The organism is Paenibacillus glufosinatiresistens (genome assembly GCF_031470375.1).
Taxonomy (GTDB): Bacteria; Bacillota; Bacilli; order Paenibacillales; family Paenibacillaceae; genus Paenibacillus_AQ; species Paenibacillus_AQ glufosinatiresistens.
This window is the reverse complement of the sequence record NZ_JAVFHT010000012.1, coordinates 1-15,817: the sequence shown is the minus strand read 5'-3', so window position 1 is coordinate 15,817 and position 15,817 is coordinate 1. Positions and strand designations below refer to the sequence as shown.

General features: G+C 58.7%; 10 protein-coding genes. 2 read left to right on the top strand and 8 right to left on the bottom strand.

What is annotated here, in order from left to right:
- Window positions 1–282 precede the first annotated feature (282 nt).
- Window positions 283–1,095: a YitT family protein gene (locus tag RBI05_RS13265; RefSeq protein ID WP_223879842.1), complete on the bottom strand. Its 813-nt coding sequence runs from the start codon at window positions 1,093–1,095 to the stop codon at window positions 283–285.
- A gap of 234 nt (window positions 1,096–1,329) precedes the next feature.
- A complete protein-coding gene (gene cls, locus RBI05_RS13260; RefSeq protein WP_310551449.1) occupies window positions 1,330–2,766 on the bottom strand; it encodes a cardiolipin synthase in 1,437 nt (478 codons plus the stop codon).
- Between the two features lie 150 nt (window positions 2,767–2,916).
- On the opposite strand from cls, the gene RBI05_RS13255 reads away from it, so the two are divergent.
- Window positions 2,917–4,029 (top strand): M23 family metallopeptidase, encoded by a 1,113-nt coding sequence (locus RBI05_RS13255; RefSeq protein ID WP_310551448.1) that lies wholly within the window; start codon window positions 2,917–2,919, stop codon window positions 4,027–4,029.
- 96 nt (window positions 4,030–4,125) lie between these two features.
- Here RBI05_RS13255 and RBI05_RS13250 read toward each other — a convergent pair whose 3' ends face one another.
- The 5 genes from RBI05_RS13250 to RBI05_RS13230 form a co-directional block, all read right to left on the bottom strand.
- Entirely contained in the window at window positions 4,126–4,920 is a 795-nt protein-coding gene (locus RBI05_RS13250; RefSeq protein WP_310551447.1) for an ABC transporter permease, read from the bottom strand.
- Window positions 4,904–5,827 (bottom strand): ABC transporter ATP-binding protein, encoded by a 924-nt coding sequence (locus tag RBI05_RS13245; protein ID WP_150457955.1) that lies wholly within the window; start codon window positions 5,825–5,827, stop codon window positions 4,904–4,906. The genes RBI05_RS13250 and RBI05_RS13245 overlap by 17 nt, the downstream gene beginning before the upstream one ends.
- 199 nt (window positions 5,828–6,026) lie before the next feature.
- Window positions 6,027–10,625 carry a glutamate synthase large subunit gene (gene gltB / locus RBI05_RS13240; RefSeq protein ID WP_310551446.1) on the bottom strand — a complete coding sequence of 1,533 codons (4,599 nt, stop codon included), beginning with the start codon at window positions 10,623–10,625 and terminating at the stop codon, window positions 6,027–6,029.
- A gap of 336 nt (window positions 10,626–10,961) precedes the next feature.
- Window positions 10,962–13,316 (bottom strand): YhgE/Pip domain-containing protein, encoded by a 2,355-nt coding sequence (locus RBI05_RS13235; RefSeq protein ID WP_310551445.1) that lies wholly within the window; start codon window positions 13,314–13,316, stop codon window positions 10,962–10,964.
- Window positions 13,317–13,472: 156 nt separating this feature from the next.
- Window positions 13,473–14,075: a TetR/AcrR family transcriptional regulator gene (locus RBI05_RS13230; protein ID WP_310551444.1), complete on the bottom strand. Its 603-nt coding sequence runs from the start codon at window positions 14,073–14,075 to the stop codon at window positions 13,473–13,475.
- A 297-nt stretch (window positions 14,076–14,372) separates the two neighbouring features.
- Between RBI05_RS13230 and RBI05_RS13225 the strand changes: the two genes are divergently transcribed.
- Window positions 14,373–15,578, top strand: coding sequence for an MGDG synthase family glycosyltransferase (locus tag RBI05_RS13225; protein ID WP_310551443.1), 1,206 nt, complete (start codon window positions 14,373–14,375; stop codon window positions 15,576–15,578).
- An 83-nt stretch (window positions 15,579–15,661) separates the two neighbouring features.
- On the opposite strand, the gene RBI05_RS13220 is transcribed toward RBI05_RS13225, so the two are convergent.
- Window positions 15,662–15,817 (bottom strand): IS3 family transposase (locus RBI05_RS13220; RefSeq protein ID WP_310550946.1); only part of this gene is annotated, 156 nt, incomplete at its 5' end.

Here is a 15,817-nt window from a genome sequence, read left to right as displayed (position 1 = left end):
CTCGCCTCTCGAGCCGTTCGCTTTCGGCTTGCTCGCCTCTCCGCCTGCTCGTCTCTCGATCCGTTCGCTCTCGGCTTGCTCGCCTCTCGGCCTGCGCGCTTCTCGATCCGCTCGCTTTTGGCCCATTCACCTCACGGCTTGTGCGCCTGCCGGGCCGCGTCACCTCTCGGCTTGCACGCCTCTCAAGCCTCCGCGCCTGCCAGGCCACCGCGCCTCTCAGGCCGCGGCACCGCCCAGCCTCCAAACCTTTCGACCCGCTCATTCATCAGGCTGCCCGCAGCGCTAATGAATCGCCTTCTTCTTGAACCGCCCGCCCTTGACGTCGTGGATATTGCCGACCGCCACAAAGGCGTCGGAATCCCAGTCCTCCACAATGGCCTTCATCTTGGCTTCTTCCAGGCGGGTGATGACAACGAAAATCACCTTCTTGTTCTCGCCCGAGAAGCCGCCCTCGCCTTCGAGGTAGGTGACGCCGCGGCCCAGCCGCTCCGTCAGCGCCTCGCCGATATCGCGGTACTTGTCGCTGATAATCCAGACCGATTTGGACTGGTCGAGGCCTTCGAGCGTAACATCGATCATTTTGAATGCAATGTAGTAAGCGATAAGAGAGAACATGGCGTTATTCCAGCCGAATACGAACCCGGCTCCGCTGAGAATAAAGAAGTTGAAGAACATAACGACTTCGCCGACCGAGAACGGCAGACGCTTGGATATGAGAATCGCGACGATTTCCGTACCATCCAGAGACCCGCCGTAACGGACCACAAGTCCGACGCCGACGCCCAGAATCACTCCGCCGAAAACGGCGGCCAGCAGCGGCTCTACGGTAATAGGTTTCACAGGATGCAGCAGCTGAGTGCCGATGGACATGACCACGACAGCGTACAGCGTGGACAGCGCGAAGGTTTTGCCGATTTGTTTATAGCCGATAACAAGAAAGGGTAGATTTAAGAGGGTCAGCAGAAGACCCAAAGGGATATCGAAAATATGCGACAGGATAATGGAGATGCCTGTAATCCCGCCGTCGATCAATGAATTCGGTACGAGGAAAATTTCAAGAGCAACGGCCATCATAGCCGCCCCGATGGTCATCATTACGATCCGCTGCGCGAAAAGGGCCTTTTTGACGGCTCCTGACTTCTGCGGCCTTACGCGGTTGCCTTCTGTAAATGTGTGTGGATTCATAGCCATAGAACTCCCCCTATATCACCAGATTAATTGTGTACACAACTAATTATATCACACTTCCCCCCGTAAATTCGAATTAAAGGCTAAATAAGCTTGAAAAAGCTCGTTTTCAGCATAATTGTTGAAGTTTCCCATCTTTCTCTACAGCAGCGGGGCTAAGAGTCCGCAAATCTCTTCTTTAAGCCGGTCCTTGAACGGCCGCTGCCGGAACCGCTCCGGCTCTATCGGCTCGCTGTCCTCCAGATCCTGCCGGAACGCTTCGGCCAATTCTCCGATTCGTTCGGGACTGAACAGCAGCGCAATCAGCTCGAAATTCGTATACAGGCTTCGCATATCCAGATTGGCGCTGCCCACTGAAGCCGCCGTCTCATCGATGATCCATACTTTGGCATGCAGAAAACCCTTGCGGTACCGGTAGAAACGGACCCCCGCATCCAGAAGTTCTTCCACCTTCGATAAGGTTGCGTACTTGACCAGCTTGCCGTCGGCAACGCCCGGCAGAAGAATTCGGACGTCCACCCCTTTCAGCACAGCCGTCTTGATCTGAAGCGCCAGCGCCTGATCGGGTACAAAATAAGGCGTCGCGATCCACAGCCGCGACTTCGCCACAGAGAAGGCCGCCGATAACAGAGCCGGCAGCGCCTGCAAATCCTGATCGGGTCCGCTCGCAACAATCTGGACCGCTTCTCCGCCCTTCAGCCCGTGCGGGGGGAACAGACGGGGATGAAGAAGCTGCTCGCCGGCGGCGATCCTCCAGTCCCGAAGAAAGACGCGCTGGGAAGCATAGACTGCATCTCCGGTCATCTCCAGAAATGTATCGCGCCAGCAGCCCAGCTTCGGATCTCCCCCGAGATATTCATCGCCAATATTCAGTCCGCCGGTAAAAGCAATGCTCCCGTCTACCACCAGAATTTTGCGGTGATTGCGGTAATTGACCGCCCCTGCCGGAAGAGCCAGCGCGACCGGCAGGAAGAGATGAACCTTGACCCCTGCTGCCCGAAGCCCGTCCAGAAAGGATCGGCCCAGCTTCCGGGACCCGGTGCCATCCAGCAGCAGCCTTACCTTGACGCCCTGCCGCGCCTTGCGGATCAGCGCGGACCGGAACCGCTTCCCCGACCCGTCATCCCGGATAATGTACATCTCCAGATGAATATGCTCCTGTGCGCTCTCTATCGCCTCCAGCATCCGGTCATATGCCGTCTCCGCCGACGGCAGCACGCGGCTGCCGCTGCCTCTGGTGACCGGGTTGCCGCAGAGCCGCAGCAGCAGGCCAAGCAGTTCCGGGCAGCCATCCAGGCCCGGATTTCCTGTTCCCCCGGAAGCCGGGGCCGTGATTATGCGCAGCGGGAGCGTTTCGCTCCCGGCTGCTCGCTTCCGCTCCTCGCAGGCCCGGCGCAGTCTGATTCCCCGCCGCCGGTAGGGCCATTCCAGCGCCGCATAGAGGAACAAGCCGAACAGCGGGAAGATCAGGATCAGGAAGATCCAAGATATTGCCCGCTCCGGCCGCCGGTATTCCACCAGAAACACGACTGCAAGCTGAATCCATAGCCATATGAGAAGAAGTGCAAGAATTGTCATGTCCCATGCCTCCCGTGTCTCGGTGCCTCCGTCCGGTATATACAGGTGTTGCCGAATCCGCTCTCCTTTATTCAGCCGGGGGGTGGCATGAGCGGAAGCGGAACGGAATACATAACTAATACAAGCCGCATACGCCAGAAAGGAGCCGCCATGAAGTCTGTTCCTTCTTCGCCCATAACGGTACTCATTCTGGGGGACGCCGATCGTCCGCTCAGGCAGTTCCGCATCAGCCGCTCGCTGGCGGTCATCCTCCCGGCCGCCGCTGTGCTGTCGATATCCAGCCTCGTTACCTCTATGCATTACCATGCCGAAGCCGCCATGCACCGTCTGGAGTCTCAGGCCGCCTCTGTGGAGCTGGAGAACCGGCTGCTCACTGCCCAATCGGCCGGCAAGGATCAGAGACTCGCTGCCCTGCGCGCAGAGGTAAGCGATCTGTCGCAGGAATGCTCCCGGCTTCGCGCCGGCCTGGAACGCATGGACGGGCTGGAAGAACGGCTGGGAAAGATCACGGGCGCCGAAGATTCGTCCGGATCCGTCCGGCCTGAATCGCCCGGGGATACCCGTCCGGCGGATTTCCCTGCCACCCATGAAGCTCCGGAAGGGATGGCGGGGCAGACCCCGGATACCGCCCGGCAGGTAATCGTCCGCATCGGCTCGTTCAGCGCCCGGTTGCCGGCGGTCTCTGCCGGCTTCGCAGCAGAGACCGGAAGCTATACAGCCGCCTACGAGACGGAAGAGAGCCGGAAGCTTGGCGAAGTCCGCGACGATCTGGAGGAATTGCGCCTCCTTCTGGACGAGGTGGCCAACCGCATGGCTGCCGCCGTGGCCGCCGGAGAATCCGCTCTGGAACAGAAGAACCGGACCGCTTCTGCGGTCTGGCCGACGCCGTCCCGGATCATTTCTTCCAGCTTCGGTACCCGTACCGACCCGTTCAACGGCACCTCTGCCTTTCATTCCGGCTTGGACATAGCCGGGAATGCGGGCGATCCCGTCTTCGCCGCACTGGACGGCACAGTGCTTCAGGCGGAAGAGAATCCATCTCGTGGCCGGTATCTTGTACTGGACCACGGCAACGGGCTGCATACCTGGTATATGCATCTGAGCCGTTTGGAGGTCAAGGCCGGAGCCGCCGTCCGCCGGGGAGAGGTGATCGGACGGCTCGGAAGCACTGGAAGGAGCACAGGGCCGCATCTGCATTTTCAGGTCGAGAAGAAGAATACGCCCGTGAATCCGCTCGCCTATCTGGACGCCGCCGGACCATGAGCGTATCGAAACGGCGGACAGCACCAAAACACCCGTTCCAAGACCGGCAGTCGGTCTGGAGCGGGTGTAAAGGACGGAACCGGATGGGGCCGCTGTTTAGGCCGCCACGTCTCTTTTGGAGAAGACCAGCCAGGAGATCAGCATGAAGACCAGGTAGTAGACCGCCAGAACCGCGGCCGAGAAGCCGATTGTTACGCCTCCGGGGCCTGTACTCGAGTTCATGTACATTTGCAGATCCAAGTGGTTGAACAGCAGGTATTTGGCCCAGCCGTAATGGTCCGGGTTAAAGATTGCAATAATGATTCCGTTCGCGAAGATCAGGAACAGGGACAGGCCAATCGACAGCCCGCTGGCCCGGAACACGCTGGACACCATAAAGGCAAGCGCCGCCGTGATGAACAACTGCACATAGGAGCAGGCTATGCTCGTCAGCATGTAGGTTGCCGGAGTCCAGTCGCCCTTCGTGTATCTGGTAATATCTCCGGTCTTGAACAGCAGAAACGAGGTTCCTAGGGCGAATACCGCCAGCAGCACCGTCGTCAGCAGACTGAACAGCACGACTGACAAATATTTGGACAGCAGGATTTTGGAACGGCTCCAGGGACGGATCAGCAGCAGCTTGATCGTTCCCCAAGAGAATTCCCCTGCGACCATATCCGAAGCGATAATGACCGTAAAGATGGAGTTCAGGAAGAACAGGACGCTCATCGTCATCTCGAAGCTCTCCCAGCGGCCCGGCCGGTTCCCGACGTCGCTCGCTGTATAGAACAGAACCGGAAGCGCAATGCCCAGCAGTACAAGCAGCGCCAGCATCACCCAAGTCCGGATACGGCTGTAGACTTTGATATTCTCGTTATGTAGCAGCGATGCAAAATTACCCAATGCCCTCACCTCCGGTCATTTGCAAAAATTGATCTTCCAGCGACACGGTCAACTCGCGGATCGCATACACCCGGAAGCCGGCATGGACCAGCCTTGCGTTCAGTTCCGGGATATCGGCTCTTGCAGCGGACAAGGTAACGCCTTCCGCTCCGGCTGTACCGCCGATCAGCGCTGCGGCTTCTTCGGGACGGTCCACTTCGAACCGGATATTGCGGGCCGCTTCAGCTGCGCCTTCCTCTTCCTTCAGCGACCGGACATCGACCAGATGACCGTTCTGAATAATTGCGACCGTATCGCACATCAGCTCCATCTCCGACAGCAGATGGCTGGATACGAAGACTGTCGTCCCTTCCTCCCGGCACAATCGGCGCAGATAATCGCGCAGCTCGCGGATGCCCTGCGGATCGAGGCCATTCGTCGGCTCGTCCAGAATCAGCAGCTTCGGCCGGTGCAGAAGCGCCTGGGCGACGCCCAGCCGCTGGCGCATGCCGAGCGAGTAGGTCTTGACTTTGTCATGGATTCGGCTCCCGAGTCCGACCAGCGCCACCACTTCGTCTACCCGCTTCTTGTCGACCCCTTTGACCATGCGGGCGTATTGAAGCAGATTCTGGTAGCCGGTCAGAAACTTGTACATCTCCGGGTTCTCGACAATAGCTCCGATCCGGGTGATCGCCTGCTCGAAGTTCCGGCGGATGCTCTGCCCGTCGATCAGAATGTCTCCCTCGGTAATCGAGATCAGTCCAACCATCATGCGGATCGTCGTCGTTTTGCCGGCGCCGTTGGGACCCAGAAATCCGAACACCTGTCCTTTCGGGATATCCAGGGTAAGACCATTGACCAGCGTCTTCGAGCCGATCTTCTTGGTCACGCCCTTCAGTTGGGCTACGAACTGCCTGTTCTCTTCTGCGTGCTGCATGTCTCCGCTCACTCCCCTCTCTGTGTGTCTTATTCTTCTTCCTCTCCTTAGACGGCCAAGCAGAGCCTCAACCCTGCATCGCCACTCTTGTTACGAGGAATTCCGCCATGAGGTTCCAGAAAAAAGAAAAAAACCGCAGCAATCCTTACGGAATTGCTGCGATTCTCCTGTCTCGGCTTTAAGGCCCTCTCTCCTCGGATCAGCCGCCGACGCGGGCCAGCTCTCTCATGTTCGCTTCGAAAGCGGCCATCAGCGCGGCTTCGCCGGTAAGGCCGGTCTCCTGAACCTTGCGAATCTGGCTCAACATCCGCTTGTAGTCCTTCGGAATGACACGGACGAAGCTTGGCAGGTTCTCCTGCCAGTTCGCCAGCACACGGCTTCCCAGGGCGCTGCCGGTCAGCTCGGCGTGACGGGCAATCATGTCCTGCAGCTCCTGCGCCTCTTCTTCATCCTCGACACGTTCCAGAAGGACCATCTCCAGGTTACAGCGGCCGACAAAGCTGTTGTCCGGATCGTAGACGTAGGCAATGCCGCCCGACATTCCCGCCGCGAAGTTGCGGCCGGTTCCGCCCAGGACGACTACGCGTCCGCCGGTCATGTATTCGCAGCCGTGGTCGCCCACGCCTTCGACAACGACCTTCGCGCCGGAGTTGCGGACTGCGAAGCGTTCGCCGGCAATTCCGCTGATGTAGGCTTCTCCGCCGGTTGCCCCGTAGAACGCCGTGTTGCCGATAATAATATTCTCTTCTGCGGCAAAAGTAGCCTGCGGCGAAGGCTTCACGATCAGCTTGCCGCCGGACAATCCCTTGCCGACATAGTCGTTGGAGTCGCCTTCGACCGTAATCGTAATTCCCTTCGGCACAAAGGCTCCCAGACTCTGCCCGGCCGAACCGCTGAAGTTCAGACGGATCGTATCCTCAGGCAGACCGGCCGCTCCGTACTTGCGCGTGACTTCGCTGCCCAGAATTGTGCCGACGGCGCGGTTGACGTTCGTGATCGGCAGCGACGCTTCGACGGCCGCGCCGTTCTCGATGGCCGGAGCCGCGATGGCGAGCAGTTGAGACATATCGAGCGTCTCTTCCAGGCCGTGGTTCTGGGTCTTGGTGCGGTGACGGGTGCTGCCTTCCGGCAGCTCCGGCGTATGCAACAGTCCCGACAGATCCACGCCCTTCTTCTTCCAGTGATAAGAAGCCTGAACCGCATCGAGGCAGTCCGTCCGTCCTACCATCTCCTCGATCGTCCGGAAGCCGAGGCTTGCCATGATCTCGCGGAGATCCTGGGCCACGAAGGTCATGAAGTTGACCACATGCTGCGGATCGCCGGTGAAGTTGCGGCGAAGCTCCGGATTCTGCGTGGCTACGCCCACCGGACAAGTATCCATCTGGCAGACGCGCATCATGATGCAGCCGACCGCCACGAGCGGAGCCGTCGAGAAGCCGTACTCCTCGGCCCCCAGCAGGGCTGCAACCGCCAGGTCGCGGCCGCTCAGCATCTTGCCGTCCGTCTCCAGAACCACACGGTCGCGCAGGTTGTTCAGCATCAGGGTCTGATGCGTCTCGGCAAGCCCCAGCTCCCAGGGCAGACCGGCATGGCGGATCGAGTTCATCGGCGATGCGCCGGTACCGCCGTCATAGCCGCTGATCAGGATGATGTCGGCACGGCCCTTGGCAACGCCTGCGGCGATCGTGCCTACGCCGACTTCGGATACGAGCTTGACGTTGATATTGGCACGGGGATTGGCATTCTTCAGATCATAGATCAGCTCTGCCAGATCCTCGATGGAATAGATGTCATGATGCGGCGGAGGCGAAATCAGACCTACGCCTGCTGTCGAGCCGCGAACCTCGGCGACCCAAGGATACACCTTGCGGCCCGGAAGCTGTCCGCCTTCGCCCGGCTTGGCGCCCTGCGCCATCTTGATCTGAATCTCGTCGGCGTTCACCAGATAGTTCGACGTGACGCCGAAGCGGCCCGACGCGACCTGCTTGATCGCACTGCGGCGGGAGTCGCCGTTGGCATCGGGAATGAAGCGGGCCGGGTCCTCGCCGCCTTCGCCGGTGTTGCTCTTGCCGCCGATGCGGTTCATGGCAATCGCCAGCGTCTCATGCGCTTCCTTGCTGATGGAGCCGAACGACATGGCTCCTGTCTTGAAGCGTCTCATGATCGCTTCCACCGGCTCGACTTCTTCCAGCGGAACCGGCTCGCCCGCCGGCTTAAGCTGCAGCAGAGACCGCAGGGTCATATGCTTCTGGCTCTCGCCTTGGACAAGCGCCGCGTATTTCTTGTACAGCCCGTAATCTCCGCTTCGCACGGATTGCTGCAGCAGATGGATCGTCTGCGGGTTGAACAGATGTTCTTCCCCGTCGCTGCGCCATTGGTACTCACCGCCCGAATCGAGCACCTTGTCGGTGCCGTCCTTCTCGGAGAAGGCGCGTCTGTGATGGGAGAGCGCTTCGGCGGCCACTTCTTCGAGGCCGATGCCTCCAATTCGGGACGGCGTCCAGGTGAAGTAGCGGTCCACGAATTCGGCTTTCAGTCCGACCGCCTCAAAAATCTGGGCGCCGCGGTACGACTGGATCGTCGAAATGCCCATCTTGGACAAAATCTTGACGACGCTCTTCGTCGCCGCCTTGATATAGTTCTTGACCGCCTTCTCATGCGAGATGCCGCGCAGGAGCCCCTGGCTGATCATGTCATCCAGGCTCTCAAAGGCCAGATACGGATTGACAGCGCTGACGCCGTAGCCAAGCAGCAGCGCGTAGTGGTGCACTTCACGCGGCTCTCCGGATTCCAGCAGAATCGTTACCCGGGTACGCGTACCCTGACGGATCAGATGGTGGTGCAGGCTGGAGACGGCCAGCAGCGCCGGTACAGCCGCATTGTCCTTGTCTACGCCGCGGTCGGACAGAATCAGAATGTTATGGCCCTTCTCGATTACGCGGTCCGCCGCTTCGTTCAGACGATCCAGCGCGAGGCGCATGCCCTCTGCGCCCAGCTCGGCCGGAAATAGAATCGGGATGGTCATCGACTTGAAGCCGGCACGGCGAACATGGCGGATCTTGGCGAAATCCTCATTCGAGAGAATCGGCGTATCCAGCGCAATCTGGCGGCAGCTCTCCGGCTCCGGCTTCAGCAGGTTGCGTTCCGGGCCGATTGTTGTCGTCGTCGAGGTGACCAGTTCTTCGCGGATCGCGTCGATCGGCGGATTGGTTACCTGGGCGAACATTTGTTTAAAATAGTTGTATAAACGCTGCGGACGGTCGGACAGCACCGCAAGCGGCGCGTCATAGCCCATCGAACCCACCGCTTCGGCGCCCGTTGAGGCCATCGGCTCCAGCACCTTGCGCAGATCTTCGAACGTATAGCCGAAGGACTGCTGCAGCTGCTGGACGTTGTCATGCTTCGGATTCGGCAGTTCCGGCGCGTCCGGAAGCTCATCCAGACTGATGAGATGCTCGTCGAGCCAATCCCGGTACGGATGTTCGGACGCAATCTTGGCCTTCACTTCCTCATCGGAAATGATACGGCCTTCCTTCGTGTCGACCAGCAGCATGCGGCCCGGTCTCAGGCGGTCCTTGTAGAGCACGTTCTCCGGCGGAATATCCAGGACGCCCGCTTCGGAGGACAGCACAATCAGGTCATCCTTCGTTACATAATAGCGCGACGGGCGCAGTCCGTTGCGGTCAAGAATCGCGCCGATCTGGATACCGTCCGTGAAGCCCATGGCGGCCGGGCCGTCCCACGGCTCCATCAGCGTGCTGTGATACTCATAGAATGCCTTCTTCTTCTCGTCCATGGTCTCATGGTTGCTCCAAGGCTCAGGGACCATCATCATCGCTACATGCGGGAGCGAGCGTCCGCTGAGGTAGAGGAATTCAAACGTGTTGTCGAACATCCCTGTGTCGGAACCGTCGGGATTGATGACCGGCTTGATCTTCTCCAGATCCTGGCCGAACACTTCGCTCTTGAAGAGCGACTGCCGGGCATGCATCCAGTTCACATTGCCGCGCAGAGTGTTGATCTCGCCGTTATGAATCATGAACCGGTACGGATGCGCGCGTTCCCAGCTCGGGAACGTATTCGTACTGAAGCGGGAGTGGACAAGCGCAATGGCCGATTCAAAAGCTTCGTTCTGGAGATCGAGATAGAACTGGCCGACCTGTACGGTCGTCAGCATGCCCTTGTAGACGATCTTGCGGCAGGACAGGCTGGGCAGGTAGAAAGACTCGCCTTCTTCCACTTCGGCTTTGTAGCGGATGGCAAGCTCGGCCCGCTTGCGGATTACATAGAGCTTGCGTTCAAAGGCAAGTTCGTCCCGAAGATCTTCGGACCGGCCGATGAACACTTGGCGTACATAAGGCTTGGCCGCCTTGGCGGTCTTGCCCAGCATCTCATCGAAGGTAGGCACATCGCGGAAGCCGAGCAGCGTCTGGCCTTCCTCGGCGACAATGTTCGCCAGAATGGCTTCGTGCGCGGCACGGACGGTTTCGTTGTGAGACAGGAAGATCATGCCGACGCCGTAATGGCCCGGTTCCGGCAGTTCAAACCCGAGCGCCGCCGCCTCTGCCGAGAAGAAGCGGTGCGGAATCTGAATCATGATGCCGGCGCCGTCGCCGGAGTTCGGCTCGCTTCCCTGCCCGCCGCGATGCTCCATATTGATCAGCATCGTCAGGGCGTTCTGGACGATATCGTGCGAGGGCTTCCCTTTGATATGGGCCACAAAGCCCATTCCGCAAGCATCTTTCTCAAACTGGGGATCATAAAGGCCTTGTTTGGGCGGCAATTCGGTATGTCTCATCGTACGCAACCTTTCTATAATAAAGTGGGGCATTATTAATAATTATTCAGTTGAAGATTGGTTATATCATTTTATCATCGACCTAACATGAGCGCAATTTAAAGTTTTTTATGAGTTTGATTAACAACCGTTTTTGCGACACAGCTTTAATGGGCAAAAGCTTAAAAAATCTATACCGTGAATATTTATGCATTACTTGCGAATAAGGACTTATGCAATGTAAGCGTTTAAAACCAACTTCGGGCAGAATCTCACATGTCTAAAACGCTTTCATTATAAATGCAAATCAAAAAGCGTCCCCGAAGGGACGCTTTTATCTTGTCGAATCTTGTTCAATTATACATTCATAACTTGTTCACTTTTCACACCGGCCTGCGTATCGCGGTTGCGGGTGAGGAAGTAGATGAGTGTAAGCGCCAGGAAGCCGACGGCGAAGATCGCCAGAATGCCGAGGTCGCTCCACATCGCGCTGTAGTCGCCGGTGGAAATAACCGACTTGAAGCCGCGAACGCTGTAAGTCATCGGCAGCAGCGGGTTCAGGCCCTTCATCCAGTTCGGAATCAGCTCCAGCGGGAAGGTGCCCGCGCTGGTCGTCAGCTGGAAGATCAGCAGGACGATCGCTACGAAGCGGCCAGGCTGATCCAGCCAGGTCACGAGCGCCTGAATGATCCACATGAAGGTCAGGCCCGTTACGAAGGTGAAGAGGAAGAACAGCGGCTTGCTGTGGACCTCCAGCTTCAGGCCGTAGAGAACGATAAGGGCGGCCAGCAGGGATTGAATCAGACTCATGCCTGTGAAGGTCAGCGTCCGGCTCATGAACCGGTTGAACCGGGTTGCGCCTTCGGCTTCGCTCTCGCGCATCGGCACCACAATCGTGCAGATCAGCGCGCCAACGAACAGACCGAGCGACAGGAAGTACGGAGTGAAGCCTGTTCCGTAATTCGGCACTGCATTAAGCGTCTTGGTCTCGACTTGAACCGGCTCGGCGAACATGCTGACCATCTCGTCGGTCTTCTTGACGTTCGCCGTCTGTGTAGCGGCGTCGCCAAGCTTCGTCGCCAGCTCCTTGGAGCCGTCCTTCAGCTGGTCGGCGCCGGTCTTCAGTTCCCCGGCTCCATCGGCCAGCTTCTGCGAACCGTCTGCAAGGGAGCTGATTCCGCCGCTGAGCTGGCCTGCGCCGCTCAGCAGCTTGGAGGTTCCGGCTTCAAGCGCTGCGCCCCCCTGGGCCAGCTTGGAGCCGCCTGCCGCCGCTTCGCTCAGCTTCGTTCCGAACTGGGTCATGCCGGCATTCAGCTTCGTGAAGCCTGCCGTCAGCTCGGACGCGCCGGCAGAGAGCTGCTTCTGGCCCTGCGCGAGCTGTCCCGCGCCGGTGTTGAGCTGCACGGCGCCGCTGTGCAGGCTGTCAATGCCCGCTGCCAGCTGCTTCGAGCCGGCGTTCAGGCTCTTCGCGCCTTCGGCCAGCTGCTGCGAGCCGGAGTGAAGCGCCGCTGCGCCTGCGGAGAGCTGCTGCTGGCTCTGGGAGACTTGTGCGCTGCCCTGAGCCACTGCCGCCGCGCCGGCGACCAGCTTCTGTACGTTCGGATCGGCCGCGAGCTGCGGATTGGACTGCGCCAGAGCCTGAAGGCCCTGGGAGAGGCTCTTCGCGGCATCGGCCACTTTGGCGCTGCCATCGGAAGAAGCCTTAAGCCCCGTTGCGAGCTGCCCGCTGCCTTCCACGGCCGAGTTCAGGCCGGTCGCCAGCTTGTCGGCGCCTGCGGCTACCGACTGGGCGCCGGTCTGCAGCTTCGCCGAGCCTTCTACGGCGGATTGCGTTCCGGCTTGAAGCTTCTGGGCGCCGGTCAGCGACTGCTGAAGGCCGGCGTTCAGTTTCTTGCTGCCTGCCGAAGCGTTGTTGACGCCGGCGGCCAGCTGCTTATGCGCAGCCGAGAGCTGCTGCAGCCCCGAGGCCAGCGTGCCGCTTCCGGTCTTAAGCTGGGCGGCGCCGTTGTTCAGGTCGCTGACGCCCTTGGTGAGCGGCTGGACCCCATCCAGCAGCTTGCCCGCTCCGTCCGTCAGCACCAGCAGATTGTCGTGCAGCTTGGCTGCGCCCTCGTCCAGCTTGCCGGCTCCGTCGGCAAGCTTGGAGGCGCCGCTTCCGGCTTCTCCCAAGCCGCCGGAAATTTCGGAGATTTTGTCGAGGACCGATTCGGTGTAGGCCTCTGTCACTTTTTCCGATACTTTCGTGCGGATATCCTTCACTGCCGTCGTTCCGATCTGAGCCGACAGGAAGTTGTAGCCCGCATTCGGTTCAAATACGATCTGTGCAGGCGTCGGATGCTCATCCAGCAGCGTGGTCGCCTTGGACGAGAAATCCTCCGGCACAATGATTGCCATGTAGTACTTGTTGTCGTCCAGGCCCGCTTCGGCCTCTTCGCGGCTGACAAAGTTCCATTGGAACCCGTCGGTCTTCTTCAGCTCTTCTACCAGATCCTTGCCGGCGTCCAGCTGCTTGCCTTCATACTGGGCTCCCTTGTCCTGGTTGACGACGGCGACGGGAAGCTCGTTCATCTTGCCGTACGGGTCCCAGAAGGCCTTCAAGAACAGACCGCTGTAGAGTACCGGAATGAACAGGACCACCAGCATCGGGATGAACAATTTCGGATTCCGAAACGCCGCCCTCATATCCTTGGCAAAAACGGATAATGATTTCATTCTGGTCTTCTCTCCTTATCTTATATGAAGCTTTTCTATTAGGGAAAAATTGTTATTCGGCAACACCAACTGACCGTTTTCCCCATTCAGTCAGTCAAAGCGACAAAAAAAGCGCCGTAACGGCTCTCCTCAGCCGGGGGCGGCTGCGCTTATGGCTTACCGCTGCTGCGTCACCCCGGTGCTCTGCGCTTCCAGCCCCTCAGCCAGAAACAAGTGAAAATACGTCTTGATCTGCTCCTTGTCCAGCGGCGCATTCAGCTTGTTGAGCTCTGCCGTCAGCACCACATAGAGCCGGAACATGACCAGTGAGACCACTTTGGGGTCGCACGGCTTGATCTCTCCCCGCCGAATGGCGTGCTCCACCTCCCGCTCGATGTAGCCCAGCACCAATTTCTCGATCTTGTCGAGTCCTTCCTGGGCTTGCGGTGTTCCCACCTCCCGGTTCTCCTGCGACAGCTTGATGAACAGCTCATGCTCGTCCCGGAATTCCAGGAGAGCGTCCAGGACACGGTGCAGGTTGTCGAAGAACGGCTTGTCGCGCTGAATTTCGCGCTCCGCGATCCCCTTCATCTCTGCCAGGACCGTATGAAGGATCTCATCGAACAACTGATCCTTGTTGGCAAAGAACGTGTAGATCGTTCCTTTGCCGACGTTGGCGATCCGGGCGATCTGATCCATGGTGGTTGCCTTGTACCCGAACAGCGAGAACGACTTGGCCGCCGCCTGAAGCACCTGTTTCCTTCGGTCTACCACTGCCATTAACCGCGCACGTCCTTTCTTCGCTCCTCAAGCCCGACGGGCCGCAGGAGCCGGGATTAAAAACTGACCAATTTACGCTTTTGGTCATTTGGTCATTCATTACTTTACCACCCTTATCTGCACTTTGCAAGATGCCTGCGGCAGAATTATTTTAATTTTTTGCAGTGTTTGGTCTTTCTATTTCCGTCTTATTTGTATAATGTGAGAAGTGCACAGAATTTTTGGACAAGAATAGCGTATAGTGGTTATTGAAGGGTTCGTGCAATTCTATTGAAATGGAAAGCAGCGGGTGAGATTATGCGCAAGAAACGAGTGCTACTGTTTTCAGAGGGCTTCGGCACCGGCCATACGGCGGCGTCTCGTGCTCTGGCCGAAGGAATTCGCCGGCTGAACCCCGAGGTTCAGTGCCGTGTCTTCGAGCTGGGCAAATTTCTGAATCCGACGGTAGCCCCGTGGGTATTGTCGACTTATCGGGCAACTGTAAGCACTCAGCCTAAGCTGGTGGGACTTCTCTACAAATCCCAATATCATAATCCCTTGAGCCGCCTGACCCGGATGGCTCTGCACCGGGTCTTCTATTCGCGTGCCCGCCGGGTAATCGAACGGCTGAAGCCCGACCTCATCATATGCTCTCATCCCCTGCCGGCTGCAGTGGTCTCGCGTCTGAAGTCGCAAGGGCTGAATGTGCCCCTGTTCACGCTGATTACCGACTATGATGCCCACGCAAGCTGGATCAATCCGGAGACGGACCGTTATCTGGTCTCGACCTCCCGGGTCAAATCCATTCTGACCGGCCGGGGCATCTCCTCCGACGTTGTCGGCGTGACGGGCCTTCCGGTTCATCCGAAGTTCTGGACGTCCCCGATTAAGAAGGAGAGCCGCCGGGAACTCGGTCTGGCGGACATGCCGACCGTTCTGGTCATGGGCGGCGGCTGGGGCCTGATGTTCGGCAAGGAAATCATGGACGCTCTTACGTCCCGGATGGATCAGATTCAGTTGATCTTCTGCATGGGAAGCAACGACCGCATGGTCCGCCGGCTCAGCAGCGATCCCCGGCTGAACCATCCGAATGTGAAGATTCTCGGCTACAGCAGTGAAATTCACAAGCTGATGGACGCCGCCGACCTCCTGATTACGAAGCCGGGCGGCATGACCTGCACGGAAGGAATGGCGAAGGGCATTCCGATGCTCTTCTACAAAGCGATTCCCGGCCAGGAAGAGAAGAACTGCCAGTATTTCGTCAGCATCGGCCTCGGCGAAGTGCTGGATTCCGAAGCGGTGATCGACAAATGGTTCCGCTTGCTTCGCACGGACTACGCCGCCATGGAGGAACAGCGCCGCCGCAGACTCGCCGCGCAGCGTCAGCAGTTCACCTCCTGCGCGCTGTCCGTTCTGGAGCTGCTTGGGTCGCCGCCCCGGCCGGCCGAGCAGCCGGCGCGGACTCCCCGGCCGCAGACTCAGCCACAGGCCAGGAACGAGGAGCCGGCCTACGTGACTCCGTAGCCGGACCGGCCGCTCCGGCCACTCTCAACAGCCCCGTCGCCAATTTGGTCAAGACCCCATTTAGTGGACATTGAAAAAAACACCTAGGTTGCAAGCTGGCGTCGGTACTCTACTGGCGTCAGTTTGTTTAATTTACGCTGTGGTCGTCTTCGGTTGTAAAACCGTATGTATTTCTCGATTCTTCTTTGTGCCTCAGCCATTTTTCGGATATCATAAGGATAGAGTCCTTCCGTTTTGAG

Excerpts from the sequence above, each read along its gene's own strand:
- RBI05_RS13235 (WP_310551445.1), bottom strand. The coding sequence starts at position 13,316 with ATGAAATCATTATCCGTTTTTGCCAAGGATATGAGGGCGGCGTTTCGG.
- RBI05_RS13225 (WP_310551443.1), top strand. The coding sequence starts at position 14,373 with ATGCGCAAGAAACGAGTGCTACTGTTTTCAGAGGGCTTCGGCACCGGC.
- gltB (WP_310551446.1), bottom strand. The coding sequence starts at position 10,625 with ATGAGACATACCGAATTGCCGCCCAAACAAGGCCTTTATGATCCCCAG.
- RBI05_RS13230 (WP_310551444.1), bottom strand. The coding sequence starts at position 14,075 with ATGGCAGTGGTAGACCGAAGGAAACAGGTGCTTCAGGCGGCGGCCAAG.
- cls (WP_310551449.1), bottom strand. The coding sequence starts at position 2,766 with ATGACAATTCTTGCACTTCTTCTCATATGGCTATGGATTCAGCTTGCA.
- RBI05_RS13265 (WP_223879842.1), bottom strand. The coding sequence starts at position 1,095 with ATGATGACCATCGGGGCGGCTATGATGGCCGTTGCTCTTGAAATTTTC.
- RBI05_RS13255 (WP_310551448.1), top strand. The coding sequence starts at position 2,917 with ATGAAGTCTGTTCCTTCTTCGCCCATAACGGTACTCATTCTGGGGGAC.
- RBI05_RS13245 (WP_150457955.1), bottom strand. The coding sequence starts at position 5,827 with ATGCAGCACGCAGAAGAGAACAGGCAGTTCGTAGCCCAACTGAAGGGC.